We start from the raw sequence: 24,577 nt of genomic DNA, 5'->3' as shown, positions 1-24,577 counted from the left end.
CGCCATTTAGAGGATTTCCGCGCCGCGTTCCAAGGGGAATCGCGCGGCGCCCGGCCCTCAGGGTTTCAGCCCCCGGGCCAGGAGCCCCGCCATGAGGGCGATTTCCGCCTCGTCGTCCCACTCGCCGGGCGCCACCATGGAGCGCGCGATCCAGTAGCCGATCAGCATGGAGGCAAGGATCCTGAGGAAGCGCGGCGCCGGGATCGGGCGCAGGCGGCCCTGGGCGATCTCTTCGCCCAGCGCGATATCGAGGAAGCGGATCAGCCCGCCGATCACGCTGTCCTGCAAAAGCCCGTGCAATTCCGGGTTCACCGGCAGTTCCTGCAGCAGGATGCGCACCAGCGGCGCATAGCGGTCGGCGAAGGCCAGCCGCGCGGTCATCATGCGGGCGATCTTGGCCTCGAGATTGCCTTCGGTCTCGGCGAAGATCTCCTGCGCCTCGACCAGACCCGGCTGGATCAGCCGCGCGGCGACCGGCCGGACCAGACGCAGAAGCAGGTCGGCCTTGGTGCCGAAATGGCGAAAGATCGTGGCCTCGGCGACACCGGCGCGGTGGGCGATGCTGCGGGTCGAGGTCGCGGCATAGCCGGTTTCGGCGAAGCACAGCAGCGCGGCCTCGATGACCGCGCGTTTCTTGGGGGCAAGGCGGCCCTCCGCGGCCTCGACCGCGGCGAGGACGGCGGCGACCGCCTCGGTCAGATCGCCGGGCTTCATGCGGCGACCGGCGCCGGACGGCGGACAAGGGCGGCGCGCAGCCAGATCATCGCCAGTCCCAGCGCCGCCGCGCCCAGCGCCAGCGACCAGGGGAAGTCATGCCCCGCGCCCAGGATCAGCGCCCGGAAATAGCCGCCGATGGCGTCCAGATGCAGCGGTGCCAGCCAGTGCAGCCACGCGGGCGCGGCGGAAAGCGGCATCTGCCCGCCACCGATGGCCGGCTGCCAGAAGGCGAGCGGCACCAGCACCAGCAGGGCCAGCGGACCGAAGAGCGCCAGCGCCCCGGCGAAGAACCAGCCGAAGGCCACGCCCAGCCCGGCGATGGCCAGCCACAGCGCGCCGAACGACCCCCCGGCGAGGCCAGCGACGATCCCCGCCAGCACCAGCCCGGCAACGGGCAGCGCGGCCAGCGGAACGAGGGTGCGCACCATGGCGCCCCGCCTGCCGCCCAGCCCCCGGGTGCCGACCCAGCCGAGGATGCCGCCGACCAGCGCCGCCAGCGCCGTGGCAAAGCCCGCCACGAAGGGCGCGGCGCGGGCCGCCGCGCTGGCGGGCGGGTTCTGCGTCTCGGCATTCAGGGCAACGGGCGGGGTCATGTCGGGCATCTGGCCCCGCGCCATGGCCAGCCGGATCGACTGCACCGCGGCCGAGACGCCCGATTCCACCATCCCCGGCAGCGCGCCGGTCAGCTGCGCCTCGGCCATGGTCAGGCTGCCCGAGGTGATGAGCGTCAACGGCACGGCCTCGGACCCGGCGACCGCGCGCGAGAAATCCTCGGGGAAGATCAGCACCGCCTGCACCGTTTCGGCATCGAGCGCGGCGCGCGCCGCCGCGTCGCTGTCGAAGGCTTGCAGCTGCATCGGCAGGCGGGCGTCCAGCCCGTCGATCATCCGGCTGGCCACGTTGATCGGCGGAAAGGGCAGGCCCGCGTCGTGGTTGACCGTGGCGATGGTCACGCCCGAGGCCAGCGTCACCGGGTCCGGCGCGGCCGTGAGGGTGAAGAGCGAGAAGATCAGCGCCGCCACCGAGGGGGCGATCAGCGCCCCCCTGAGAACGGGACGCTCGCGCAGGGCATCGGCGATGAGGGACATGGCGACCTCCGGGGAATCATGATAGTGAGTGCTTACTCACAAAATCGGCACCGATCAAGCCCCCTGCCCCGCCGCTTGCCGTGCCGCAGGTCAGCGTTCGGTGAGTTTCAGCTCGATCCGGCGGTTGGCTGCCCGCGCTTCGGCGCTGGAGCCGGGGACCACCGGGCGGAACTCGCCAAAGCCGGTGGCGGCCAGCCGTTCGGGCGGGAAATCCAGCTCGCTGATGAGATAGAGCACGACGGACAGCGCCCGCGCCTGGCTCAGCTCCCAGTTCGAGGCATAGGCGCCGCCGGGCCGGATCTGGGCGTTGTCGGTGTGGCCGTCGACCCGCAGCACCCAGTCGATATCATCGGGGATCTCGCGCGAGGCGTCGAGCAGCAGCTGGCCGATCGACCGGATCTGCGCCTGCCCCTCGGCCGAGAGGTCGGCAGAGCCGGGCGGGAACAGCACCTCGGATTGAAAGACGAAGCGGTCGCCGACGATCTGCACCCCATCCCGCCCGCCGATGATGTCACGCATCCGGCCGAAGAATTCCGAGCGGTAACGCTCCAGATTGGCGGCCTCGCGCTCCAGCCGCGCCCGTTCGGCGGCTTCCAGCTCGGCCCGGCGGCGTTCCTCGGCGGCGACGCGGGCCAGCGCGGCGTTGAGTTCGCTGCCCAGCGAATCGATCTGCGTGCCGGCTTCGGCCTCGCGCTCGCGGCTTTCACCCAGAAGGTCCTGCAGGCCCGCCACCTGCCGCTGCAATTGCGCCACCTGTTCGTTGAGCAGGGCAAGGCGCCGCTGATCCTCGGTCGAGGCGCTCTGCGCGTCGGTCAATTGCTGCTGCGCCAGTTGCAGGAGGGCGGCGCGGGTCTCGGCTTCGGTCGCCTCGCGGGTCAGGGTCTGCCGGGCCTCGTCGCGGGCGGCTTCGGCGGCGGCGAGCAGGGTCAGCGTCTCCTCGGCCCGCTGGCGCTGCGCCTCCAGCGCCATGGTCATCGCCGTCAGTTCGGCGTCCGACGAGGCGAGCCGTTCGCGCAAGGCCTCGGCCGCCGCCAGTTGCGCCAGCCGCTCGCGTTCGGCGTCGCTGAGCGTCGCCTCGGCATCGGCGAGCCGCTGGCGCAGGGCCTCGGCGGCGGCGGCTTCGGCCAGACGCGCGCGTTCCGATTCCTCCAGCGCGGCGCCGCTGTCGCCCTGCGCCTGCACCAGTTGCGCCACGGCCTGCTGGCGGGCGATCTCGGCATCGGACAGCCGCGCCTCCAGTTCGGCGATGCGGGCCCGCGTCGTCTCGTCGAGGCTGGCGAGTTGCACCAGCGCCTGCTGGCGGGCGATGTCGGCATCGCTCAGCCGCTGCTCCAGATCCGCCACCCGCGCCCGGGTCGCCGCATCGAGCGTGGCGATATCGGCCAGCGCCTGCTGACGCGCCAGATCCGCGTCCGACAATTGCGCCTGCAATTCGGCGATCCGCGCCCGCGTGCTGTCATCGAGCGCCGCCATCTCGGCCAGCGCCCGCTGCCGCGCGAGGTCCGCCGCGGAAAGCTGCGCCTCCAGTTCCGCCACCCGGGCCCGGGTCTGGTCATCCATCGCCGCCAGCTGTGCCAAAGCCTGCTGGCGGGCGAGGTCGCTGTCGGAGAGCTGCGCTTCAAGCTCGGCGATCCGGGCCCGAGTCTGGTCATCCTGCGCCGCGAGTTGTGCCAAGGCCTGCTGGCGGGCGAGGTCGCTGTCGGAGAGCTGCGCCTCCAACTCGGCGATCCGGGCGCGGGTCGCGTCGTTGAGCGTCGCCAGATCGGCCAGCGCGCGCTGGCGGGCGGCCTGCTCGTCGGTCAGCTGCGATTCCAGCTCGGCGATGCGGGCCCGGGTCTGCTCGTCCAGTCCCGCCAGATCCGCCAGCGCCCGCTGCCGCGCCAGATCCGCCTCTGACATCTGCCCCTGCAATTCCGCGATCCGCGCCTGCGTCTGCGCATCCAGCGCCGCCAGATCGGCCAAAGCCTGTTGCCGCGCGAGGTCCGCGTCCGAGAGTTGGGCATCGAGCGCCGCGATCCGGGCCGTCTGATCCTCGGTCTGGCTGGCCAAGGCCGCCAGCGCCGCCTCGCGCGCGGCCAGTGTCGCGGCAGTGCGCGATTGCGCCGTCAGCGCGTCGTTGCGGGCGCTTTCGGCCCGTGCGAGCTGATCCTGCAGCTGCGTCAGCCGGTCGGCGGTCTCGGCCTGACGGGCGCGGGTCTGGGCCAGCGCCTCCTCGGTCGAGGCAAGCGCCGTCACTGCCGCGTCGCGGGCGCCCTGCGTCTCGGTCAGCCGCGCCAGCATCTCGGCCAGCGAGGCCTCGCCCGACTCCGCCCGCGCGCGCATCTCGGCCAGCGCCGCCTCGATGGCCTCGCGCTCGGCCGCCGCCAGCCGCGCCGCTTCGGTCTGCGCGTCGATCTCGCCCCGGGCCTGGGCCAGCGCCAGGTTCAGCGCCTCGGTCTCGGACATCAGCGCGTCGCGATTGGCCTCGGTCTCGGCCAATTGGGTGTTGAGCCGGGTCTGGTCGGCCAGCAGGGCCGCGACCTGCGCCTCGAAGGCGGTGATCTGGGTGCGGGCCTCGGTCAGATCGGCGTTGCGCGCGGCGAGGTCGGTGTTCAGCGCGGCGATCGCCGCCTCCTGCTGGCGCGAGGTGGCGCGCAGGGCGTCGAGGTCCGAGTTCAGCCCCGCCACCTGCCCCTCCAGCGCGCCGACCCGGCTGCGCGAGAGGCCCAGCGCGTCGGTCAGGCTGGCCACCTGCGCAGTCAGGCCTTCAAGTTCGTGGTCCTGCGTGGTGATCGTCTCGCGCAGCACCGATTGCACGATCATGAAGATCGACAGCACGAACATCAGCACCAGCAACAGCGCCGTCATGGCATCGACGAAGCCCGGCCAGATCGAGGCCGAGAATCGCTGACCGCCGCGGCGCGAGAGGCCCATCAGTAGTCATCCTCGCGGCCCATGCTGGGCGGCGGCTGGCGGTTGAGCATGCGGACGGCCTGCGTCAGCATGGCGATGTCGCTGCGCAGGTCGGCCATGGATTCCTGCCGGCCCGCCGAGAGTTCCTCAAGGATCCGAACCAGTTGCACATCCATCGAGCGCAGCCTGAGCCGCGTCTCGGCCTCGATATGCGGTTCGGCCTCGTTGCCCTGCTGGCGCTCGATCAGGGCGATCAGACGCTCCTGCCCCGTGGCCACCCGCTCCAGCGCGCTGCGGGTCGCGCCCTCGGCCTGCCCGCGGTCCGCCAGCCGGTTCAGCGCCGCCGACACCCCTTCGAGCGCCGCATCGAGCTGGGCGCGCCCCTCCTCGGCCTGAGCCTGCAGGACGCGCATGCCCTCCATCTGCTCGGCCAGCGAATCCAGCACCTCGGCCACCGCGCCAAGACCCGCGCCGCCGCCCTCGCCCTCGGTCAAGGCGGTGCCGAGGCGGGTGATGGAGCTGAGCCATTCCTCCAACTCGCGGTAGAAGCGGTTCTGCGCCTGACTGGCGAAGAGTTCGAGGATGCCGACGACCAGCGAGCCCGCGAGACCCAGCAGCGACGAGGAAAACGCCGTCCCCATGCCGCCCATCTGCGCCTCGAGCCCGCCCATCAGCCGCCCGAAGCCCGAAAGCGCGCTTTCACCTTCCTGCGGCGCCAGCGAGCGGATCGTCTCCACCACCGCCGGGACCGAGGTGGCGAGGCCGTAGAACGTGCCCAGAAGCCCCAGGAAAATCAGCAGGTTGACCAGATAGCGGGTGATGTCCCGCTCTTCCTCGATCCGCGTGCCGACCGATTCCAGGATCGAGCGGGCCGAGGTCGACGAGATATGGCTGCCCTTGCCGTGCTGGCGCAGCAGCGCGGCGAGCGGGGCCAGCAGCCGGGGGGCGATGGTGATCTGATGGCCGGGCGTTCCGGCGACGAAACCGCCGATCCAGCGCACGGAACTGAACAGCTGCAGCGTCTGCCAGAAGGTCGCCAGCACGCCGATCACGAAGACCAGCGCGATGAAACCGTTCAGCCAGACATTGGCAAGAAAGATCGGCGAGACGCGGGGAAAGGCCAGCGCGACACCCGCGCCCACCAGCCCCAGCGAGATCAGCATGAGCGTCAGCTGGCGCAGGGGCGGCGTGAACTGGACCCGCCCGATCGGCCCCAGCGCGCCCGCTCGCAATTGTTTCGCCATCCGGCCCACCTGTTTCTTTTGCCTCAAAATCTAGTGGTCCGGCCGGGCTTTGCCAACAAGGAACTAGGCCCCCTGCAACACCTTGACGCGATCCGACAGCCATTCGAGTTCCGCATCCGGCAGGCCCAGCGCCGCCAGATGCGCCGCCGTCTGGTGCAGATAGTCGCCATTGGGGCCGCGCCCGCCGACCGCCCCGGCGATCCGCTGCGCCTGATCCTCCAGCGTCAGCGCCCCGCAATATTGCTCATGCGTGGGGTCGATGACATAGACCACGGCCTCCACCACCCGGCCGTCTTCCAGCGTCAGGGGATGGATTTCCTCAAGATAGGCGGCCGAGATCAGCTCCCGCGCGCGCAGATATTCCAGCGTCTCGTCGGCGATCTGCGGCGCGATCTCGAAGGCGACGCCGTGGCATTCGGCCCCTTCGGCCGCATCCAGCGCCAGCACCAGCCCCGGGCGTTCGACGGTGCCGCGATGGTGGATCGACAGCATGCAGAAGGACCGCCGGTAGCCCTTCAGCACCGCCAGATGCCGGGCGCTCCAGGCGAAACCGGGGTTCCACACCAGCGATCCGTAACCGAATACCCACAGCGGGCGCATGCCGGGCCTCCTCGACAGGGCGCGGCAGGTCTGGCCCGCCCCGCGCGTGCTGTGTAAACAGCACGGGCAGAAAGAACAACGGGGGCAGCCGATGCGGGCGCTCAAGGCATTGACGGCGCTGGCCGTGGTCGTGGCGGTGATCTGGTGCGGCTATTGGTTCGTGGGGGCGCGGGCGCTTGACCGGGCGATCGAGCGGGGCCTTGCCCATGTGCCCGAGGTCGAGGTTCAGGGCCATTCGATCCAGGGCTTTCCCAACCGCTTTGACGTGACCTTCACCGAACCCCGGATCCGGGTCGCCGGCGCCGAGTGGCAGGCGCCCTTCGTGCAGATCTTCGCGCTCAGCTACCGGCTGAACCACCTGATCGCCGTCTTCGCCCCGGACCAGCTCTGGCAGCGGGGCGATCTGTCGGTGGCGGTGCATGCGCAGGATCTGCGCGCCTCCCTGCAGATGGAGCCGGGGCTGGACCTGCCGCTCAGGGCTCTGACGCTGGTCGGCGAGGGTCTGGACCTGTCACTGACCGACGCCACCCACGGGCTGGACCGGATCAGGCTGGCCAGCCGCCGGATCGGTGAGCGGGTGCATCAGCTGGTGGCGCTGGCCGAGGGCGTGTTCCCCGATCCCGCGCTGATGGACCGGCTGGACCCGCAGCGCCTCTGGCCGCGGCGGATCGAGGCGCTGCGCCTCGATGCCGAGGCCGAATTCGACCGGCCGCTGGACCGCCACCTCTTCGACGGGCCGGAACCCCAACTCACCCGCCTGACCCTGACCGGCGGCCATGCCACCTGGGAAGGCGTCGATATCGACGTGACCGGACGGCTGACCCCGGGTCTGGACGGCGCGCTGTCGGGCGATGCGACAGCGGTGATCCAGGGCTGGCGGCAATTGCTGGCGACCCTGCGCGACGCGGGCATCATCGCGCCCGATCTGGAATCGGGGCTGGAACCGGCGCTTGCCGCCATGGCCGCCGGGTCCGAGGGCGAAACGCTGGAAGTGCCGCTGTCGGTGGTCGAGGGCGAGGTCCGGCTCGGGCCGCTGTGGCTGGGCACGCTGCCGCGGCTGGTGCCGGGGCTCGGCGGCTAGTGACGGCGCGGGGCGGGCGGTGCCGCCGGGGTGGCCGCCGGCGGCTCGGCCTCGGGCGGGGCGCTGGCCTCGGCAGCCCCGGCCCGCATCCCGGTCAGTTCTTCCCGCAGCAGGACCCGCAATTCATCCACCAGTTCGGCGCGCATCGCCTCGACCCTGAGCGCCTCGGCCTCCAGATCGGCATCGGGCAGATCGACGGTCTCGACGGCAAAGAACCGGTCGCGGATCCGGTCGTGCAGGATCTCGGCCAGCGCGGCCCCGGCCAGGACGCCGGTCAGATTGGCGCCGAAATCGAGCCAGTCGGCACTCCGCCCGACGCTGGGCTGGATCAGCTCGATCGCCCCGCCATACGCGACGGCCAGCGGCACCGCCCAGAGCCAGCGCCGCGAATCCGTCAGGATCACCGGAAAGATCAGCGCCGCGAAGCCAAGGAAATGGTAAACCTTGTCGATCCCGCCGGTCATGATGCGCTCGGCCGGCAGCGGCGTCAGGGTCAGCGAGGCGATGAGCAAGGCCAGCATCACGCCCAGCACCAGACCCGACCAGCGCCAGAGCCAGGTCTGGCCGACGATCAGCGCACTCAGCGGCCCTGTCGCCCCGGGTACTTCGCCGCGGATCGCCTTCAGGCGATCATCAGGAGAGGGACTTCTCGTCATCGGGGGACACCGCCCGTTTGCCTTCGGCAATTCACCGTTGAACCAATAGACCATGGCTCAACGGTGAAGAAAAGGCGGCGGAACAAAGGCGTGGCAAAACGGCGGCGCATCATGGCCGCCGTTCCCTCAATGCACAGACAGCGCGTTGGTCTGCCGCACCAGCGTCGTCAGCCGGGCCAGGGCGCGTTCTTCGAGCTGGCGCACCCGCTCTTTCGAGATGCCCATCTCGGCGCCCAGATCGCTCAGCGTCGCCGGTTCTTCCGACAGGTGCCGGGCGGAAACGATGTGCCGCTCACGGTCGGGCAGCTGCTCGACCGCCGCATGCAGGGCAGCGCGGCGGCGGGCGCCATCGAGCTTTTCGACCACCTCGGCTTCGGTGGCGATATCCTCGTCCTCGATCGTGTCGACCCACGAGCGCCCGTCCTCATCGGCGCCCTGCGGCGCGTCGAGCGACAGGTCGGGACCGGCCATGCGGCCCATCATCGCCTCGACCTGATCGGCGGGCACCTGCAATTCCCGCGCGACCCGCAGGCTGAGGGGCTCGTCCGCCCCCTCGTCCCGCGCGTGTTTCTGCATGGCCCGGCGCAGGTGGAAGAACAGCTTCTTCTGCGTCGCATTGGTGCCGGTACGCACCAAGGACCAGTTGCGCATCACGTAATCCTGCATGGACGCACGGATCCACCAGGCGGCATAGGTCGAAAAGCGCGAGCCATTCTCGGGGTCGAATTTCTCCGCCGCGCGCATCAGGCCCAGGTTGCCCTGCTGGATCAGATCCTCGTAGGGGACATCATAGCGCTTGAAACGGCCCGCGAAGGACACGGCCAGACGGGCATAGGCCTGGATCAGGCGGTGAAGCGCGGCCTCGTCGGCGTGGTCACGCCAGGCGATGGCCAGCTGCGTCTCGGTTTCGGCGTCGAGGATTTCCTCGGCCATCGAGGCGCGCACGTAGCGGCGGATATGCGGATCCTGAAAGCCCATGGCACTCATCCTTGGAGAAGCGCAAGTAATAGCGCATCGAACTCATATTGTTTCGTGACGCTACTATCTGACCTCCCCCTTGTCAAGTTCGAGGAATCGCTTATTTCCGGGCCATGAGCGAACCCGCACCGATGATGTCGCCCAATTCCCAGCCGGAGCCCGCGCAGGACGCAGGCCCGATTCCCTGCCATTCCGCCGAGCTTCTGGTTCACCTCGCGCGGCTCGTGCACAGCGCGGCCGCCGATGTCAGCCTGACGCCCGCGCAATGGACGGCGCTGCGCTATTTCGCCTCGGCCAACCGGCTGTCGCGAACGCCCTCGGCCTTTTCGGAATTCAACGCCACGACCCGGGGCACCGCGTCGCAGACCGTGAAATCGCTGATCGCGCTGGGGCTCTTGGAAAAGCGCGCGCATGAAAGCGACGGGCGCTCGTTCCTGATCGAGCTGACCGAGGCCGGGCGCGCCAAGCTGGCCGACGACCCGCTCGACGATCTGATCCATTGCATCAAGGATCTGTCGCCCGCCCGCCGCGCCGCCTTTACCGAGACCCTGGCGCAGCTGGGCGAGGCGCTGGCCCGCTTGCGCGCCGCGCCGAGCTTCGGCAAATGCGGCGATTGCGGGCATTGCGACACATCGCGGTCGGGCGAGGTCTTCTGCCGCTGCAGCCAGTCGCTGCTGAACAGCGCGGACATGCGCGCGCTCTGCATCGATTTCGCGCCGGGCAATCTGCGGCGCTGACTGGCACTTTTCCTGCAATCGTCGGACCCTGCGGCGGCGCGGTGCCCCTATCGGTGGCCCGCCGCAGGAGCTTCGTGGCGCCGTGAGACGCGGCACACCACCCGCCAAACCGCCGGAATTGCACGCCCCCTTGAATGTCTGTCCTTGAAAGGTCTGACCGGGATAGGCCGCTCGCACCCGAGTGCGCGGCGATCCCCCTCAGTCGCGACTGTTCATTTTCCGACAACCGCTTCATGCTTGCCCCCGAATCCGCAAGCCTCGCCTCGCCGCAAAGGAGCCCCCATGATCCCCGTCCTGACCCTGGAAAAGGTGGAACCGCTGCTGGATTGGCTCGACCTCTCCTCGGCCCTGCTGGCGGGCCATCGCGCCGCCCCGCCGCAGATCGAGGATGTCCTGCTGTCGCGTCGGGACGACCGGATGCTGTCGCGCTGCGCCTGGATCGACGGCATGGGGCTGGGGGTGAAATCGGTCTCGGTTTTTCCGGGCAACGCGGCGCAGGGGCGGCCCAGCGTGCAGGGCGCCATGCTGGTCTTCGACGACACGACCGGCGCCATCGAGGCGGTGATCGACAACGCGCTGATCACCAAGTGGAAGACCGCGGGCGACTCGCTGCTGGGGGCCCGCCTGCTGGCCCGCCCCGACGCCGCAAGCCTGCTGATCGTCGGCGCGGGCACCGTCGCCAGCACGCTGATCGAGGCCTATCGCGCCTGGAAACCGGGGATCGCCATCACCCTCTGGGCCCGCCGGACCGAAGCGGCCGCGGCCCTCGCCGCCCGCTATCCCGGTGTCGGCGTTGCGCAGGATCTGCAGGCGGCGGTGGCGGCGGCCGATATCGTCAGCACCTGCACCATGGCCAAGGCCCCGGTCGTGCTGGGCGAGTGGCTGCGACCGGGCCAGCATCTGGACCTGATCGGCGCCTATACGCCCGAGATGCGCGAGGTCGACGACACCGCCCTGACCCGTGCCCGGATCTTCGTCGACAGCCGCGCCACGACCCTGCCCCATATCGGCGAATTGCTGATTCCGCTGGCCAGGGGCACGATCAGCGAAGCCGATATCCTGGGCGACTTGCGCGACTTCGCCGCCGAGCGCGTGGCCCCGCGCGGACCCGGGGATATCACGATTTTCAAGAACGGCGGCGGGGCACATCTGGACCTGATGACGGCACGCTATATGCTGCAACGATGGCACGCCTCGCACGCCCCGACCTGAGCGATTCACGCCGCCCCGACAGCGGCGCCGCAACGCAAAATCTGCGGCCGATCCGCCTTGAAATCCGCCAAAACAACGGTATTCAGGGAGTATGACCGAAAATCAGGGCAAATCCGCAGAGGAACCCGGCGCCGGCATCTGGCGCGACTGGGTGTATTCCACGCTTCGTGAAACGCACGAGACCCTGCGACGGCCGTTTTTCTGGACCCTGCTGGCGACCGGGGTGGCGTTGACCGTGGTGGCCGGGCCCTTCGGCACGCTGGCCAAGATGAGCCTCGCCTCGCGGGTGGTGTTCTGGGGCGTCGGCCTGCTGAGCACCAGCCTGGTCATGACGGTTGTGGTCACCGGCGCGCGCCATTTCAACGCCGATCGCCGCTATCCCTGGACCCTGGTGTCGGCGGCGGCGGCGCTTTTCGCCGTGCCGCCAGCCTTCGTGATCTTCTACGGGCTGAACAGCGCGTTCTCACGCTTCGGCGCGCCGCAGGATCCGCTGCGCATGCTGATCGAACTGGCGACGATCCTCGTGCTGATGAGCATCGTCGGCAACGCAAGGTACTATGTGCTCGGCCCCCAGTCCCCGGCACCGGCGCGCCCCGTCGCTGTGCTGCACGCTGTCGACCCCTCCCCGGCCCAGCCCCTTCTCTTCGAGAAACTGCCCGCGGAACTGGGGCGTGACCTCGTCTGCCTGCGCGCGCAGGACCATTATGTCGAGGCCGTCACCCCCCGCGGCAGCACCAATGTGCTGATGCGCCTGTCGGATGCCGAGCGCGACCTGAGCGGGTTCAACGGGCTCAGGGTGCATCGATCGTGGTGGGTCAACCTCGACCATGTGGTGAGCCTGGCGCGGACCGAGGCCGGGGGGATGGAGTTGACCACCTCGACCGGGATGACGATCCCGGTGGCGCGGGGCCAGCGTGCCGCGTTGCGGGCGGCGCTCGACCAGCGCCGGGCGGCGGCCGAATAGCTATTCCAGCCGCGCCGGGAAGCCCTCGGCGCGCAGGTCGGTGCCCAGCAGATCCTCCAGCAGCTTGACGATCTGCGTCGATTGCGCCGCCCCGCCATAGGCCGCGCGGCCCTTGAGGAAGGTCTGTTCGGTCATCGAGGCCAGATCCAGCGGCACGCCGAATTCCCGCCCGAACCGCATGGCAAAGCCCAGATCCTTCAGCGCCAGATCCATGGTGAAGGCGATGTCGTAGCTGCCGTTCAGGATCAGCTGGCCCTCGGTCTCGTGCACGAAGGAACTGCCCGAGGAGGCGGCGATCGCCTCCCACGCCGTCTTCAGGTCCAGCCCGCCGCGCTTGGCCAGCATCAGCGCCTCGCCATCGGCGACCAGATGGACGAAGGCCAGCATGTTGGTGATGACCTTGATAAGCGCGGCCGAGCCCAGCGGCCCCATGTGGAAGATCCGTCCACCCATTGCTTCCAGCGCCGGGCGGTGGCGGTCGACCAGCGCCGCCTCGCCCCCGGCCAGCACGGTGATCTCGCCCTGCGCCGCCAGATGCACGCCGCCGGTGACCGGGCATTCCAGCACGCCCAGGCCCTGCGCCTCGGCCGTGGCGGCAAGGCGCAGCATCTCGGCCCGGCCCAGCGTCGACATCTCGATCCAGTCGGCGCCGGGTTTCATCACCGGCAGGATCTGGGCCAGCACCGCCTCGCTGACCGCGGGCGAGGGCAGGCAGGTGATGACCGCATCGGCCTCGGCCGCGGCTTCGGCGGCGACATCGGCCCAATCGACCCCCAGCGCGTCGAACCGGGGCCTCAGCCCCGGGTCGCGGTCATGCACCACCAGCGGAAAACCGGCGCTTGCCAGCGAGGCCGCCAGATGCCCGCCGAGGTTTCCCAATCCGATATAGGCATAGCGCATCGCGGCCCTCCCCTGCCCTGTCCCCACCCAGCCTGTCACGCCGTCCGCGCCGAAAGCGCGTCCGAAACCGACCTCTCAGGTCGCAGGGCCACATCGGACTCAAGGCGGGGCGGGCTCAAGGGGGGGCGGGTTCAGGGCGCGCGGTTGCGGGCCTCGCCGACAAGAGCGCGGGCTTGCAGCGGCCGGGTCGGCGCCGCGAGGCAATCGCCATAGACCCCGGCCCAGTCGCTGGGGAAATCGGGGCTGACGAAGGTCAGGAGGGCGCTGCCCCAATAGCCTGTCTTGGTGCCGTCCATCGGGTCGATCACCTCGACCGCGCAGGCCGTCTCGCCCTCGGTAGAGAGCCAGAGCGCCTCGTAGCTGCCGCGCTCGCCCATCATGTCGCGGCCGAGTCCCGGCACGACCAGCCGCGTTACCGGCCCCTCGGTGCCCGGCCCCTGATAGAGGCGCAGCACCGCGTCGGCGCCGCGCGTCTCTTCCCAGACGGCATAGCCGAGGTTCGTCTCCCAGGCCTCGTCGGCCAGGACCGGCGATCCGAGCAGGGCGGCGGCGAGCGCCAGGATGGGGGCAAAGATCTTGGGGCGCATCGGGTCCTCCTGGCCTCGGTCAGGGGTGAGCCTAGCATCCGCCCCCCGGGATGGCGCCGCAAAAACGCGTGACAGCGGCGCCGGAGGCCCGGAAGGCGCCCCCCGCGCTTGCCGCCCGTCCCCGGCTGGACTAAGCAGAGGCGAGCGACAGGAAAGGCCCGACATGCGCATTCTCGTGACCAATGACGACGGTATCAACGCGCCCGGCCTGAAGGTGATCGAAGCCATCGCCGCCGAGATCGCCGGCCCCGACGGCGAGGTCTGGGTCGTGGCCCCGGCCTTCGAGCAATCGGGCGTCGGCCACAAGATCAGCTACACCCATCCGATGATGATTATGGAACTGGCGCCGCGCCGCTTCGCCACCGAGGGCAGCCCCGCCGATTGCGTGCTGGCCGGGCTCTATGAGGTGCTGGACGGTGCGCGGCCGGATCTGGTGCTCTCGGGCGTGAATCGCGGCAACAATTCGGCCGAGAACACGCTCTATTCGGGCACCATCGGCGGCGCGATGGAAGCCGCCCTGCAGGGGATGAAGGCGATTGCGCTCTCGCAATACATCGGCCCCCGCAGCGCCGACATGGAGGGCGGCATGTTCGAACCCGCCGTCCTGCACGGCACCAAGGTGGTGCGCGACCTGCTGGAGCGGGGCCTTTGGGACGATACCGATTACCGGCTGTTCTATAACGTCAACTTCCCGGCGGTCCCGGCGGATGAGGTCAAGGGCGTCAAGGTCGCCGCACAGGGTTTCCGGCGCCACACCTCGTTCGGGGTGGAACCGCATGTCTCGCCCTCGGGGCGCAAGTTCCTGTGGATCAAGGGCGGCCCGCAGGGCGTGCCGACGCTGCCCGGCACCGATGCGGCGGCCAATCTCGACGGCTGGATCTCGGTCACGCCGATGCGCTGCGACCTGACCGCGCACGAGAGCCTCGACACCCTCCGCGAGCGGCTGGAATGACCGAGGCCGAGCGCGCTCAGAACGTGATGCGCCTGATCCTGACCCTGCGTTCGCGCGGCGTCACCGATCCGGCCATCCTGCGCGCCTTCGAGACCATCGACCGCGGCCTTTTCGTCACCGGCATCTTCGCCGACCGCGCCTATGAGGACACGCCGCTGCCCATCGGCTGCGGCCAGACCATCAGCCAGCCCTCGGTCGTGGCGCTGATGACCGAGGCGCTGGAGGTCACGCCCCGCGACAAGGTGCTCGAGGTCGGAACCGGCTCGGGCTATCAGGCGGCGATCCTGAGCCGGCTGGCGCGGCGGGTCTATACGGTGGAACGCCACCGCCCGCTGATCGCCGAGGCGCGCGCGCTCTTTGCCCGGCTCGACCTGCACAACATCACCGCCATCGCCACGGACGGCAGTTTCGGCCTGCCCGATCAGGCGCCCTTCGACCGGATCATCGTCACCGCCGCGGCCGAGGACCCGCCCGGCCCCCTGCTGGCGCAGCTGCGCCCGGGCGGGATCATGGTGGTGCCGGTGGGTCAGACCGATACGGTGCAAAGCCTCATCAAGGTGCGCAAGACCGAGCAGGGCTACGAGTACGAGGAGCTGCGGCCGGTACGTTTCGTGCCGCTTCTGGAGGGGATGGCGCGGGATTGACGGGCTGGACCTCGCGTCCGATGCGCGGAAATCCACAACACGTTGTGGTGATGGGGTGTATTACCCCTTGTTTTTCGGTATAGATGTCACAAGGCCCGCGCGGTGCCGGTTCTCCGGCCAATGACGGGCTATGAACGGGCGGAAATGGCGTGGACGGAATGAGCAGACAGCATTTGGCGATACGGGAACCGAGCCGCGGCTTGCGGCTGACGACACTGGCGGTGCTGGCGGGGCTCAGCGTCGCGGGCTGCAGCAACGTGAACGATCTGGACTGGGACCTGCGGCCGTCCGAGCGCTTCTCGACCACGGATGCGGCGCGCAACACCACCGGCTCGCGCCCGGCGCCCGATGGGCGTGGCGTCATCTCCTACCCCGGCTATCAGGTCGTCGTCGCCCAGCGCGGCGAGCGGGTCGCGGATATCGCCGCCCGGCTCGGCCTCGATGCGACCTCGCTTGCCAACCACAATGCCATCGCCCCCGACACGGCGCTGCGCGGCGGCGAATTGCTGGTGCTGCCGTCCCGGGTCGGTGACGGTTCGGCCAGCACGCCGATCACCTCGACGCCGTTGGGCCCGGCGACGCCCGCGGTGGCCGAGCCGCTGCGCCACACCGTCGAACGGGGCGAGACCGCCTTCACCATCGCCCGGCTCTACAACGTCTCGCCGCGCTCGATCGCCGAATGGAACGGGCTGCCCGCCGACATGAGCGTGCGCGAGGGCCAGATCCTGGTGATCCCGGTGCCGCAATCCATCACCGCCGCGGCCGCAGGCGACCCGCTGAATGCGACCGGGCTTGCCGCGCCGACGGTGCCGGTGCCCGCCTCGCTGCCGGCCAGCGAGACGACGACCAGCACCACGCCGCCCGGCCAGGGCTCGCCCACGCCGGTGCCACCCTCGGCCGCGACCCCGCTGCCGCAGACCAATCCGGCGCCTGCCGGTCAGGGCGCGACCCAGCCCGCCGCGCCGGTCGCCGACATGGCCGGTCAGCGCACCCAGGGCCCGCGTCTGGGCATGCCGGTGCAGGGCCGCATCATCCGCGCCTATGCCCAGGGCCGCAACGATGGCGTCGGCATCGGCGCCCCGGCCGGGACCGAGGTCCATGCCGCCGCCGCGGGCACGGTCGCGGCGATCACCCAGGACACCGATCAGGTGCCGATCATGGTGATCCGCCACGAGAACAACCTGCTGACGGTCTATGCCAATATCGACGGCATCCGCGTGGCCCGCGGCGACCGGGTGACCCGCGGCCAGAGCATCGCCACGGTGCGCTCGGGCGATCCCTCGTTCCTGCATTTCGAGGTCCGCGAGGGCTTCGAGAGCGTGGATCCGATGCCCTATCTGCAATAAGCGCCGGGGCCCCGGGTTTCGCCCTGGGCTTGCGCCTGCGGGCGACCGGAAGCGGGGGGCTGCTCGCCCCCCGCACCCCCTCGCCAAAGGGGGTTTTCCACCCCCTTTGGAAACCCCCGAGGATATTTGAGGCGCAAAGAAGGCGCGAGGTTCGGGGAGAGCGTCGGGCGCACCGTGCCCTTGGGGTGTCAGGTGGGCTTGTCGCTGGGTCTCAATGCCCACTCACGCCGGGGCGCCGGTTCTTTGCCAGGGTCTCGGCTTTGCCTTGGGGGGGATGCCAGCAGGGTCAATCGGTTCGCCCCGGTGTCAATCCTCCGGCAGAGAGGACTTTCAGAGGCGCTGAGGAGGCGTCCGGCGGGTTCCCCGGCGGCCGGGTGCATCGGATCGTGGCCCGATCCTCGCCGCATGTCGCTCAGCGGTCGCACGATCGTCCGGGGTTCCGCGGCAGAGGTGGAACGACTGCAAGGCGCCCATCCCGCCCTTTCCCGTCATCGAGGCAAGGCGTCGGGCTGCCGGTTGCGGGTGAGCTGTGCCCCGAGATCCTGCCAATGGCGTCTTCCCCGGGGATTGCGCCCTGCTGCCGGAGTGCCCGTGGCCATGAGGCCCGCTCAGGCCCGCAACCGGACTCTCCGAGGTCGCCACGGAGCTACGATCCGTCGGCCTCCCGCCAGAGGGGCCGTTTTCTGCCGGCGATCCCCCTTGTCGCGCCGGGGTTCAGCGCAGGGCGCGAATCACGTCGCCGTTGGCGAGCTCACCGTCCGTCTCCACGCTGCACAGCAGCCCGCGCAGGCGCAGGGGCGGATGGCCGGGGGCGGTGATCCAGTCCTTGGCGGCACTGCCGTAGCGGACCTTCCACTTCACGCAGGCGTCGTTGAAGACCTCGGACACCCGCAGCACCGCGCTGCCGACGGCCAGCAGCGTGCCGGTCGGCAGATTGGCCTCGCTGGTATCCAGATCCGCCACGAAGGTGTCGCCCGGATGCGGCGTGCCCTCGCGGTCGCGCCAGACCAGGTCCATGACCCGCCGCGGCAGGATCGAGACCTGGATGCCGGGATGCGGACTGCCGTCGGGCAGGCGCAGCCAGGGAGCGGTGGACCAGCGTTCGCCGGGGATCCCGCCGGCGCGCGTCATCGTGATCCGGTCGACGAAGCGGCGTTCGTTATAGGCGGGGCGCAGGCAGAGCAGCTCGACCGCCGCGCCGTCCTTCGGCGCGGCCAGCACATGCGGCAATCCGGCGGCGAGTTCCTCGGCCGTGACCTGCGCCCTGCCCGTCACTCGTCGAGCACCGCGCCGTCTTCCTCGCTCATGTGGAAGTCGAGGCCGTTCGCCGCGCGGATCTTGTCCTCGATCTCGTAGGCGATCTGCGGGTTGGATTTGAGGAAGCCCTTGGCATTCTCGCGCCCCTGGCCGATCCGTTCGTCGCCGTAGGAATACCACGAGCCCGATTTCTCCACCACGCCGGCCTTCACGCCGATGTCGAGAAGCTCGCCGGTCTTGGAAATCCCGTCGCCGTACATGATGTCGAATTCGACCTGCTTGAAGGGCGGCGCGACCTTGTTCTTCACCACTTTCACGCGGGTCTGGTTGCCCACGACCTCGTCCCGGTCCTTGATCGAACCGATCCGGCGGATGTCGAGGCGCACGGAGGCGTAGAATTTCAGCGCATTGCCGCCGGTCGTGGTCTCGGGCGAGCCGAACATCACGCCGATCTTCATGCGGATCTGGTTGATGAAGATCACCATGCAGTTCGAGCGGCTGATCGAGCCGGTCAGCTTGCGCATGGCCTGGCTCATCAGGCGGGCGTGCACGCCGACCGAGCTGTCGCCCATATCGCCCTCAAGCTCCGATTTCGGGGTGAGCGCGGCAACCGAGTCGACCACCACCACCGAGACGGCGCCCGAGCGCACCAGCATGTCGACGATTTCCAGCGCCTGTTCGCCGGTGTCGGGCTGCGAGATCAGCAGGTCGTCCAGATTGACGCCCAGCTTCTTGGCATATTGCGGGTCGAGCGCGTGTTCAGCGTCGACAAAGGCGCAGGTGCCGCCTTTTTTCTGTTCTTCGGCAATGACATGCAGCGTCAGCGTCGTCTTGCCCGAGCTTTCGGGCCCGTAAACCTCGATGATGCGGCCCTTGGGCAGGCCGCCGATGCCCAGCGCGATGTCGAGGCCGAGCGAGCCGGTCGAGGTCGATTCGATCTCGGCCACGGGATTGTCTTTCCCCAGCCGCATGATCGAGCCCTTGCCGAACTGCCGTTCGATCTGCGCCAGCGCCGAGTCGAGCGCCTTCTGCTTGTCCTGTGCGCGTTTGTCCTGCATGTCGAGAAGGCTCGCCGTTGCCATGTTCAGACCCCTTATCCCATAGCCCGTACCGGGCGGCAATGTCGCGTTTGTTCCATTCTTGTTCTCGCCAATATGCGCACAAAACAGGAACATTTCAAGCGGAGTTTCAGGAACCCCAGCCTCGCGTCCATATGGTTAAGAAAGCATTGATACCGGAGCCGGATCAGGGCTTGCCGATGCGGTAATTCTTCAGCTTGCGGTAGAGCGTCGGGCGCGAGATGCCCAATTGCGCCGCAACCCGGGTCAGGTTGCCCCCTTCGGCGACCATCGCCCGGCGGATCGCGCCTGCCTCGATGCTCTCCAGATCGCCGGAATTGCCCTTGAGGATATTGCCCAGGGATTCGTCGGTCGGATCGTCCAGATCCTCGCGGATCTCGGCCGGCAGATCGGCCAGCGTCACGACATCGCCCCGCACCATCAGGTAGCTGCGCTGCACGAGGTTGCGCAATTCGCGGACATTGCCGGGCCAGGGATAGGACAGCAGCCGCTCCATCGCCTGATCGGCGAAGCGCAACGCCGGGCGGTTGAACTCGGCGGCGTAGAGACCGGCGAAATGCTGGCAAAGCCCCAGCACATCCTCACCCCGCTCGCGCAGGGGCGGAACCTCGATGGTGACGACGCTGATCCGGTAGAACAGGTCGCGGCGGAATTTTCCCTTGTCGATCTCCTGCCGCAGGTCGCGGTTGGTGATCGACACCAGCTTCACATCGACCGGCCGGCGCTGGTTGTCGCCCATGCGGTAGATGGCCCGCTGCTCCAGCGCGCGCAGCAGATAGGGCTGCAATTCGATGGGCATGTCGCCGATCTCATCGAGGCAGAGCACCCCGCCATTGGCCAGTTCGAACTTGCCCGGCCGCCCGCCGCGCGTGGCCCCGGTGAAGGCCCCGTCGACATAGCCGAACAGCTCGGCCCCGATCAGGTCGTTGGAGACGGCGGCGCAATTGACCGGCACATAGGGCGCCTTTTCCGAGGCGAGGCTGCCATGGACCAGCCGGGCGAACAGCTCCTTGCCGACCCCGGTCTCGCCCAGGATCAGCACCGAGACATTGGTATGCGCGGCGCGTTCGGCCAGTTCCATCGCCTCGACCATCCTGGGCGAACTGCCGACGATGTCGATCCGCCGCTCGGCCACGTCGCGGCGCGGCTTGATCGAGCGGGTGGTCGGCAGGGGTTTGCCCGGCGTGCGCTCGGTCTTCAGAAAAAGCGCGGCGCCCCGATTGGCGCCGTCGAAATAGAGCAATTCGAGTCCCCGGGCCTCGATCGCGGGGGGCAGCAGCTTGACCAGATCCTGATCGCTGTGCCCGTCGAGCTTGGGCAACAGGCGGCTGCCCAGCGCCAGCGAGCCGACCGCGGGGTGCTCCTTGTCGTCCAGCCCCCGGCGGAACAGGATGCGCCCGTTGCGGTCCAGGAGCAGCACCTTGTTGTCGAGCTGCGCGCGTTCGGACATCAGGAACGCCTCCAGCAGCTGGGTGCGGTCCTGGCGTTGCTGTTCGGCCAGCGCGATCTCGATCTCGCGCGCGGCGGCCAGCACCAGGGCGATGTTGTGCTGCTGGAAGATCTGCGGCGGGCCGGACAGATCGACCACGCCGACCACCGCCTGGGTCATCGGATCGCGGATCGGCACCCCGGCGCAGGTCCAGCTCTGCACGCCTTCGACGAAATGCTCGGAGGCATGGACATAGATCGGCAGGCCGGTCTTGAGCGCGGTGCCGATGCCATTGGTGCCGACGCTGCTTTCCGTCCAGTCGCCGCCCACCTCCAGATGGATCGACTGCCCTTCGTCCAGCACCGATTCATCGCCGATGGCGTCGATGATGACGCCCTGGTCATCGGCCAGGATCAGAATGGTCTTCGCTTCTTTCAGATAGGGTTCGAGGCGGCGGAAGGCGGCCAGCGCCGCCCGCCGCAACGAGGCGTTGCGCTCGCGGCGCTGATAGATCTCCTCGTCATCGGCGATCTTGCGGGCGACCAGCCCCGAGGCGTCGATCCCCAGTTCGGCGCTGCGGCGCCAGGAATCGAGGATCGGCTCGCGGACATTGCGCGGGCGGGCCTCGTCGGGGCGACCGGAGGTGACAAAGCTCTCCCAGGCCTGCCGGGTGCTGCGCTCGGAGACGCCGCTGGCACCCGCCTTGCCGGCCGGGGGATCGTTCGGTTTGAAATAGCTACTGCGGGCCATGATAAGAGCGGGTTCCGTTTTGCCATGCTGAGCCCGAACCGGCTCGGTCATCGGGTCACGTCACACGCCGAGGGCCTCCTCTAGCGCGCGGGCGAGGTCTTTCTCGGTGAACGCGCGCGTCAGGGGGATCTCGGCAAAGGGGGCAAGGGCGCCCCGCATCTGGTCGTCGATCGGTGACAGGAAGCCGTTCTCGGCGGTGGCCAGGACGAAGCGCCGGGCGAACGAGGCGCCGCGGATCTCGCCCAGCATCTGCAGCTGGCGGCTGGTGACCTTGTCGACCAGAACCACGCGGCCGTTCAGGCTGACCTTGACATAGGGCTCGACCGTATCGGCCGCAGCGGGCGCCTTGAGGTCGCGGATAATCAACCCCTCGGCCTGCGGCTGCTGGGCCCGGCGGGCCTTGTCCTGTTGCATCTTGGTGTATCCGCCGTTGCTGATCTGGTCGGCCAGTCGGCGGATGGTGGTGGAGTTCTCGGCAATCATCCGCCGGGCACGCAGGTCCTCGGCACGCGGGCCTTCGCGCTTGGAAATGATATCCACGGTTGGTCTCCTCCTAATTCCAAATGGTAGCATTGCGGGCCTATCCCGCAAAGGAAATTCGGCTTTGATCCGGGCGAGAAATGCGCCGGGAAAGCGCAGGCCGCCGAACCGGAGTGCGGCAAGAATGGCCGGATATTACCCTTTACAAACAAGGCTCTGAAACGGGTCGTGATCCCGGGGGCCGGATCCGCCCCCCGGGTTTCGTTGCTTCGTTCAGCATGGCGCCGGGGCGGTGTCAGAAACGGTCGGCCTGCATCACCTTCGTCCAGGCGGCGACGAAGGCGTTGACGAAGGCCCGCTCGTTCGCGGGGCTGGCATAGACCTCGGCCAGCGCGCGCAGTTGCGAGTTCGAACCGAAGACCAGATCGACCCGGCTGCCGGTCCATGTCACCGCGCCGGTCTTGCGGCAGCGGCCCTCGAAGCGGGTGGCCTCGGCGTCGACCGGCGCCCAGCTGGTCCCCATGTCGAGGATGTTGACGAAGAAATCGCGGCTGAGTGTGCCGGGCCGATGGGTCAGCACCCCGGCGGGATCGGCGCCATGCGTCGCGCCGATGGTCCTGAGGCCGCCGACCAGCGCGGTCATTTCCGGCGCGCTGAGGCCCAGAAGCTGCGCGCGATCGACCAGCAGCGCCTCGGCCGGGACCGAGTATTCCCGCTTCTGGAAGTTGCGGAAGCCGTCGGCGATGGGCTCCATCGGCGCGAAGCTCTCGGCATCGGTCTGGGCTTCGGTCGCGTCGGTGCGGCCGGGGGTGAAGGGCACGGCGATGTCGTGCCCCCCGGCGCGGGCCGCGGTTTCGACCCCCAGAGCACCGGCCAGCACGATCAGATCGGCCATCGAGACCGTCTTCGCCCCCCGGTTGAAGCCCTCCTGCACCGCGCCCAGCGTGGCGAGGATATGGGCGAGGCGCGTCGGTTCGTTCGCCTCCCAGTCCTTTTGCGGCGCGAGGCGGATGCGCGCGCCATTGGCCCCGCCCCGCTTGTCCGACCCCCGGAAGGTCGAGGCCGAGGCCCACGCGACCCACACCAGATCCGCCACCGGCAGCCCGGTCGCCGCGATCTGCGCTTTCAGCGTGGCGATATCCCCGGCGTCGATCAGCGGGTGGGTGACCGGCGGCAGCGGGTCCTGCCAGATCAGATCCTCGCGCGGGACCTCCTTGCCGAGGTAGCGCGCCTTCGGCCCCATGTCGCGGTGCGTGAGCTTGAACCAGGCGCGGGCGAAGGCCTCGGCGAACTCGCCGGGGTTCTGCTGGAAGCGCTTGGCGATGGGGCCATAGATCGGGTCCATTCGCATCGCCATGTCGGCGGTGGTCATCATGATCGGGACGCGCTTGGCCGAGCCGTCCACCTCGGGCGCGTGATCCTCGGGCGCCAGCCCCTTGGCGTGCCAGATATGCGCGCCCGCGGGGCTTTTGGTCAGGTCCCAATCGTAGCCGAACAGCACGTCCAGATAGGCCGTGTCCCAGCGGATCGGGTTCGGGGTCCAGGCGCCCTCGATCCCCGAGGTCGTGGTATCGACCCCCTTGCCGCTGCGGTGCGCGTTGATCCAGCCAAAGCCCATGGCCTCCAGAGGCGCCGCCTCGGGTTCGGGACCGACAAGGCCGGGATTGCCCGCGCCATGGGCCTTGCCGAAGGTGTGGCCGCCCGCGACCAGCGCCACGGTATCTTCGTCATTCATCCCCATCCGGGCGAAGGTGTCGCGGATGTCGCGGCCCGAGGCCAGCGGGTCCGGGTTGCCGTTCGGTCCCTCGGGGTTCACATAGATCAGCCCCATCTGCACGGCGGCCAGAGGGTTTTCGAGCACCCGGTCGCCCGAATAGCGGGTATCGCCCAGCCAGGACGTCTCGGCGCCCCAATAGATGTCCTCCTCCGGCGCCCAGACGTCCTCGCGCCCGCCGCCGAAGCCGAAGGTGCGCCCGCCCATGCTTTCGATGGCGACATTGCCCGCCAGGATCATCAGGTCGGCCCAGGAGATCGCGTTGCCGTATTTCTCCTTGATCGGCCACAGAAGCCGCCGCGCCTTGTCGAGGTTGCCGTTATCGGGCCACGAGTTCAGCGGCGCGAAGCGCTGCGTCCCGGTCGAGGCCCCGCCCCGCCCGTCCGCCGTGCGGTAGGTGCCGGCCGAATGCCAGGCCATGCGGATGAAGAAGGGCCCGTAATGGCCGTAATCGGCGGGCCACCACTCCTGACTGTCGGTCATCAGATGGGTGAGGTCGGCCTTCACCGCATCGAGGTCCAGCGCCTTGAAGGCCTCGGCATAGTCGAAGCCCTCGGGCATCGGGTCGGCGCTCGGCGGATGCTGGTGCAGGATGCGCAGGTTCAGCTGGTTCGGCCACCAGTCGCGGTTGCTTTGCCCCGCGACATTGGTGGCGCCGTGCATGACCGGGCATTTGCCCGCGTCGGTGATCTTGTTTCCGTCCATGTGTGTCTCCCTCAGGCGGATAGTCTGGTCGGGCGCCTGGCGCGCCTTATTGGAAGCGGCCCCCGCGCTGGAGGACCTCGATCTGGTAGCCGTCCGGGTCGGCGATGAAGAAAAACCGGGCGACCAGCGTGTCGCCGTTCCGGAAATCCACGAGCTTGCGGGGGTTCAGGCCCAGCGCCGTCATCCGGGCGTGTTCGGCGTCCACATCGTCGACGCTGACGGCGAAATGGCCGTAGCCGTCGCCCAGCGCATAGGGGGCGGTCCGGTCCTTGTTGACCGTCAGCTCCAGCTCGAACCCGCTTTCGGGGTTCGAGAGATAAATCAGCGTGAAGCCTTCGAAATCCAGCCGGTCGGCTTGCGTCAACCCGAAAGCGTCGCGGTAGAAGGCGGTCGAACGCGCCTCGTCGAGGACGCGGATCATGGAATGGATGGCCTTGGCCATGAGAGCCTCGCAGGGGAAAAAGGTCCCTGCGGCACGCGGGAGGGAATGCGGCCGCAGGGACAT

General features: G+C 69.1%; 22 protein-coding genes. 7 read left to right on the top strand and 15 right to left on the bottom strand.

Features of this window, described 5'->3' with window-relative positions:
• Positions 1 to 57 precede the first annotated feature (57 nt).
• The 5 genes from DDE23_RS03505 to DDE23_RS03485 all read right to left on the bottom strand — a co-directional run bounded on the left by DDE23_RS03505 (position 58) and on the right by DDE23_RS03485 (position 6,541).
• Positions 58 to 714 (bottom strand): TetR/AcrR family transcriptional regulator, encoded by a 657-nt coding sequence (locus tag DDE23_RS03505; RefSeq protein ID WP_107749979.1) that lies wholly within the window; start codon positions 712 to 714, stop codon positions 58 to 60.
• On the bottom strand, positions 711 to 1,805 hold the full coding sequence (locus tag DDE23_RS03500) for a YhgE/Pip domain-containing protein (protein WP_107749978.1): 1,095 nt from the start codon (positions 1,803 to 1,805) through the stop codon (positions 711 to 713). The genes DDE23_RS03505 and DDE23_RS03500 overlap by 4 nt, the downstream gene beginning before the upstream one ends.
• Positions 1,806 to 1,895: 90 nt before the next feature.
• The gene (locus DDE23_RS03495) at positions 1,896 to 4,718 is read right to left on the bottom strand and encodes a peptidoglycan -binding protein (RefSeq protein WP_107749977.1); all 2,823 of its coding nucleotides are present in this window, start codon (positions 4,716 to 4,718) and stop codon (positions 1,896 to 1,898) included.
• Positions 4,718 to 5,941: a biopolymer transporter ExbB gene (locus DDE23_RS03490; RefSeq protein ID WP_107749976.1), complete on the bottom strand. Its 1,224-nt coding sequence runs from the start codon at positions 5,939 to 5,941 to the stop codon at positions 4,718 to 4,720. Before DDE23_RS03490 ends, DDE23_RS03495 begins: the two co-directional genes overlap by 1 nt.
• A 63-nt stretch (positions 5,942 to 6,004) precedes the next feature.
• Positions 6,005 to 6,541 carry a gamma-glutamylcyclotransferase gene (locus DDE23_RS03485; protein WP_107749975.1) on the bottom strand — a complete coding sequence of 179 codons (537 nt, stop codon included), beginning with the start codon at positions 6,539 to 6,541 and terminating at the stop codon, positions 6,005 to 6,007.
• A gap of 91 nt (positions 6,542 to 6,632) precedes the next feature.
• Here DDE23_RS03485 and DDE23_RS03480 point away from each other — a divergent pair, with 91 nt between their 5' ends.
• Positions 6,633 to 7,622, top strand: a complete 990-nt coding sequence (locus DDE23_RS03480) for a DUF2125 domain-containing protein (RefSeq protein WP_157957962.1) — start codon at positions 6,633 to 6,635, stop codon at positions 7,620 to 7,622.
• Here the strand turns inward: DDE23_RS03480 and DDE23_RS03475 are convergent.
• Together DDE23_RS03475 and DDE23_RS03470 are read right to left on the bottom strand one after the other, a co-directional pair.
• Positions 7,619 to 8,278, bottom strand: coding sequence for a VanZ family protein (locus DDE23_RS03475; RefSeq protein ID WP_157957961.1), 660 nt, complete (start codon positions 8,276 to 8,278; stop codon positions 7,619 to 7,621). The two genes, DDE23_RS03480 and DDE23_RS03475, sit on opposite strands and share 4 nt — an antisense overlap.
• 126 nt (positions 8,279 to 8,404) lie before the next feature.
• Positions 8,405 to 9,256, bottom strand: coding sequence for an RNA polymerase factor sigma-32 (locus DDE23_RS03470; RefSeq protein WP_337589825.1), 852 nt, complete (start codon positions 9,254 to 9,256; stop codon positions 8,405 to 8,407).
• A 113-nt stretch (positions 9,257 to 9,369) separates the two neighbouring features.
• Here DDE23_RS03470 and DDE23_RS03465 point away from each other — a divergent pair, with 113 nt between their 5' ends.
• The 3 genes from DDE23_RS03465 to DDE23_RS03455 all read left to right on the top strand — a co-directional run bounded on the left by DDE23_RS03465 (position 9,370) and on the right by DDE23_RS03455 (position 12,169).
• Entirely contained in the window at positions 9,370 to 9,993 is a 624-nt protein-coding gene (locus tag DDE23_RS03465) for a MarR family winged helix-turn-helix transcriptional regulator (protein WP_107749971.1), read from the top strand.
• A 282-nt stretch (positions 9,994 to 10,275) separates the two neighbouring features.
• Positions 10,276 to 11,205 carry an ornithine cyclodeaminase family protein gene (locus tag DDE23_RS03460; RefSeq protein ID WP_107749970.1) on the top strand — a complete coding sequence of 310 codons (930 nt, stop codon included), beginning with the start codon at positions 10,276 to 10,278 and terminating at the stop codon, positions 11,203 to 11,205.
• 91 nt (positions 11,206 to 11,296) lie between these two features.
• On the top strand, positions 11,297 to 12,169 hold the full coding sequence (locus DDE23_RS03455) for a LytTR family DNA-binding domain-containing protein (RefSeq protein WP_107749969.1): 873 nt from the start codon (positions 11,297 to 11,299) through the stop codon (positions 12,167 to 12,169).
• Here DDE23_RS03455 and DDE23_RS03450 read toward each other — a convergent pair whose 3' ends face one another.
• Entirely contained in the window at positions 12,170 to 13,069 is a 900-nt protein-coding gene (locus tag DDE23_RS03450) for an NAD(P)-dependent oxidoreductase (RefSeq protein ID WP_107749968.1), read from the bottom strand. It lies immediately after the preceding gene.
• Between the two features lie 131 nt (positions 13,070 to 13,200).
• Entirely contained in the window at positions 13,201 to 13,656 is a 456-nt protein-coding gene (locus DDE23_RS03445; RefSeq protein WP_107749967.1) for a hypothetical protein, read from the bottom strand.
• Positions 13,657 to 13,819: 163 nt separating this feature from the next.
• Here DDE23_RS03445 and surE point away from each other — a divergent pair, with 163 nt between their 5' ends.
• The 3 genes from surE to DDE23_RS03430 all read left to right on the top strand — a co-directional run bounded on the left by surE (position 13,820) and on the right by DDE23_RS03430 (position 16,598).
• The gene (gene surE / locus DDE23_RS03440; RefSeq protein ID WP_107749966.1) at positions 13,820 to 14,608 is read left to right on the top strand and encodes a 5'/3'-nucleotidase SurE; all 789 of its coding nucleotides are present in this window, start codon (positions 13,820 to 13,822) and stop codon (positions 14,606 to 14,608) included.
• Positions 14,605 to 15,252 carry a protein-L-isoaspartate(D-aspartate) O-methyltransferase gene (locus tag DDE23_RS03435; protein ID WP_107749965.1) on the top strand — a complete coding sequence of 216 codons (648 nt, stop codon included), beginning with the start codon at positions 14,605 to 14,607 and terminating at the stop codon, positions 15,250 to 15,252. Before surE ends, DDE23_RS03435 begins: the two co-directional genes overlap by 4 nt.
• 158 nt (positions 15,253 to 15,410) lie before the next feature.
• Positions 15,411 to 16,598 carry a peptidoglycan DD-metalloendopeptidase family protein gene (locus DDE23_RS03430; RefSeq protein ID WP_107749964.1) on the top strand — a complete coding sequence of 396 codons (1,188 nt, stop codon included), beginning with the start codon at positions 15,411 to 15,413 and terminating at the stop codon, positions 16,596 to 16,598.
• A gap of 714 nt (positions 16,599 to 17,312) precedes the next feature.
• Here the strand turns inward: DDE23_RS03430 and DDE23_RS03425 are convergent.
• From DDE23_RS03425 to DDE23_RS03400, 6 genes are all read right to left on the bottom strand, one after another.
• Positions 17,313 to 17,873: a hypothetical protein gene (locus tag DDE23_RS03425; protein ID WP_107749963.1), complete on the bottom strand. Its 561-nt coding sequence runs from the start codon at positions 17,871 to 17,873 to the stop codon at positions 17,313 to 17,315.
• A complete protein-coding gene (gene recA / locus DDE23_RS03420) occupies positions 17,870 to 18,937 on the bottom strand; it encodes a recombinase RecA (RefSeq protein WP_107749962.1) in 1,068 nt (355 codons plus the stop codon). The genes DDE23_RS03425 and recA overlap by 4 nt, the downstream gene beginning before the upstream one ends.
• A 163-nt stretch (positions 18,938 to 19,100) precedes the next feature.
• On the bottom strand, positions 19,101 to 21,113 hold the full coding sequence (locus tag DDE23_RS03415; protein ID WP_107749961.1) for a sigma-54-dependent Fis family transcriptional regulator: 2,013 nt from the start codon (positions 21,111 to 21,113) through the stop codon (positions 19,101 to 19,103).
• Between the two features lie 60 nt (positions 21,114 to 21,173).
• Positions 21,174 to 21,653 (bottom strand): hypothetical protein, encoded by a 480-nt coding sequence (locus DDE23_RS03410; protein ID WP_107749960.1) that lies wholly within the window; start codon positions 21,651 to 21,653, stop codon positions 21,174 to 21,176.
• Positions 21,654 to 21,888: 235 nt separating this feature from the next.
• Positions 21,889 to 24,072, bottom strand: coding sequence for a catalase/peroxidase HPI (gene katG, locus DDE23_RS03405; RefSeq protein ID WP_107749959.1), 2,184 nt, complete (start codon positions 24,070 to 24,072; stop codon positions 21,889 to 21,891).
• A 46-nt stretch (positions 24,073 to 24,118) separates the two neighbouring features.
• The gene (locus tag DDE23_RS03400) at positions 24,119 to 24,514 is read right to left on the bottom strand and encodes a VOC family protein (protein ID WP_107749958.1); all 396 of its coding nucleotides are present in this window, start codon (positions 24,512 to 24,514) and stop codon (positions 24,119 to 24,121) included.
• Between the last annotated feature and the right edge of the window lie 63 nt (positions 24,515 to 24,577).

This window comes from Pararhodobacter aggregans (assembly GCF_003075525.1).
In the GTDB taxonomy this organism is placed as follows: domain Bacteria; phylum Pseudomonadota; class Alphaproteobacteria; order Rhodobacterales; family Rhodobacteraceae; genus Pararhodobacter; species Pararhodobacter aggregans.
This window is presented reverse-complemented; position numbering and strand designations above follow the sequence as displayed.

Bases quoted from the DNA above. Each gene is read 5' to 3' on its own strand.
- DDE23_RS03505 (WP_107749979.1), bottom strand. From the start codon at position 714: ATGAAGCCCGGCGATCTGACCGAGGCGGTCGCCGCCGTCCTCGCCGCG.
- DDE23_RS03500 (WP_107749978.1), bottom strand. From the start codon at position 1,805: ATGTCCCTCATCGCCGATGCCCTGCGCGAGCGTCCCGTTCTCAGGGGG.
- DDE23_RS03495 (WP_107749977.1), bottom strand. From the start codon at position 4,718: ATGGGCCTCTCGCGCCGCGGCGGTCAGCGATTCTCGGCCTCGATCTGG.
- DDE23_RS03490 (WP_107749976.1), bottom strand. From the start codon at position 5,941: ATGGCGAAACAATTGCGAGCGGGCGCGCTGGGGCCGATCGGGCGGGTC.
- DDE23_RS03485 (WP_107749975.1), bottom strand. From the start codon at position 6,541: ATGCGCCCGCTGTGGGTATTCGGTTACGGATCGCTGGTGTGGAACCCC.
- DDE23_RS03480 (WP_157957962.1), top strand. From the start codon at position 6,633: ATGCGGGCGCTCAAGGCATTGACGGCGCTGGCCGTGGTCGTGGCGGTG.
- DDE23_RS03475 (WP_157957961.1), bottom strand. From the start codon at position 8,278: ATGACGAGAAGTCCCTCTCCTGATGATCGCCTGAAGGCGATCCGCGGC.
- DDE23_RS03470 (WP_337589825.1), bottom strand. From the start codon at position 9,256: ATGGGCTTTCAGGATCCGCATATCCGCCGCTACGTGCGCGCCTCGATG.
- DDE23_RS03465 (WP_107749971.1), top strand. From the start codon at position 9,370: ATGAGCGAACCCGCACCGATGATGTCGCCCAATTCCCAGCCGGAGCCC.
- DDE23_RS03460 (WP_107749970.1), top strand. From the start codon at position 10,276: ATGATCCCCGTCCTGACCCTGGAAAAGGTGGAACCGCTGCTGGATTGG.
- DDE23_RS03455 (WP_107749969.1), top strand. From the start codon at position 11,297: ATGACCGAAAATCAGGGCAAATCCGCAGAGGAACCCGGCGCCGGCATC.
- DDE23_RS03450 (WP_107749968.1), bottom strand. From the start codon at position 13,069: ATGCGCTATGCCTATATCGGATTGGGAAACCTCGGCGGGCATCTGGCG.
- DDE23_RS03445 (WP_107749967.1), bottom strand. From the start codon at position 13,656: ATGCGCCCCAAGATCTTTGCCCCCATCCTGGCGCTCGCCGCCGCCCTG.
- surE (WP_107749966.1), top strand. From the start codon at position 13,820: ATGCGCATTCTCGTGACCAATGACGACGGTATCAACGCGCCCGGCCTG.
- DDE23_RS03435 (WP_107749965.1), top strand. From the start codon at position 14,605: ATGACCGAGGCCGAGCGCGCTCAGAACGTGATGCGCCTGATCCTGACC.
- DDE23_RS03430 (WP_107749964.1), top strand. From the start codon at position 15,411: ATGAGCAGACAGCATTTGGCGATACGGGAACCGAGCCGCGGCTTGCGG.
- recA (WP_107749962.1), bottom strand. From the start codon at position 18,937: ATGGCAACGGCGAGCCTTCTCGACATGCAGGACAAACGCGCACAGGAC.
- DDE23_RS03415 (WP_107749961.1), bottom strand. From the start codon at position 21,113: ATGGCCCGCAGTAGCTATTTCAAACCGAACGATCCCCCGGCCGGCAAG.
- katG (WP_107749959.1), bottom strand. From the start codon at position 24,072: ATGGACGGAAACAAGATCACCGACGCGGGCAAATGCCCGGTCATGCAC.
- DDE23_RS03400 (WP_107749958.1), bottom strand. From the start codon at position 24,514: ATGGCCAAGGCCATCCATTCCATGATCCGCGTCCTCGACGAGGCGCGT.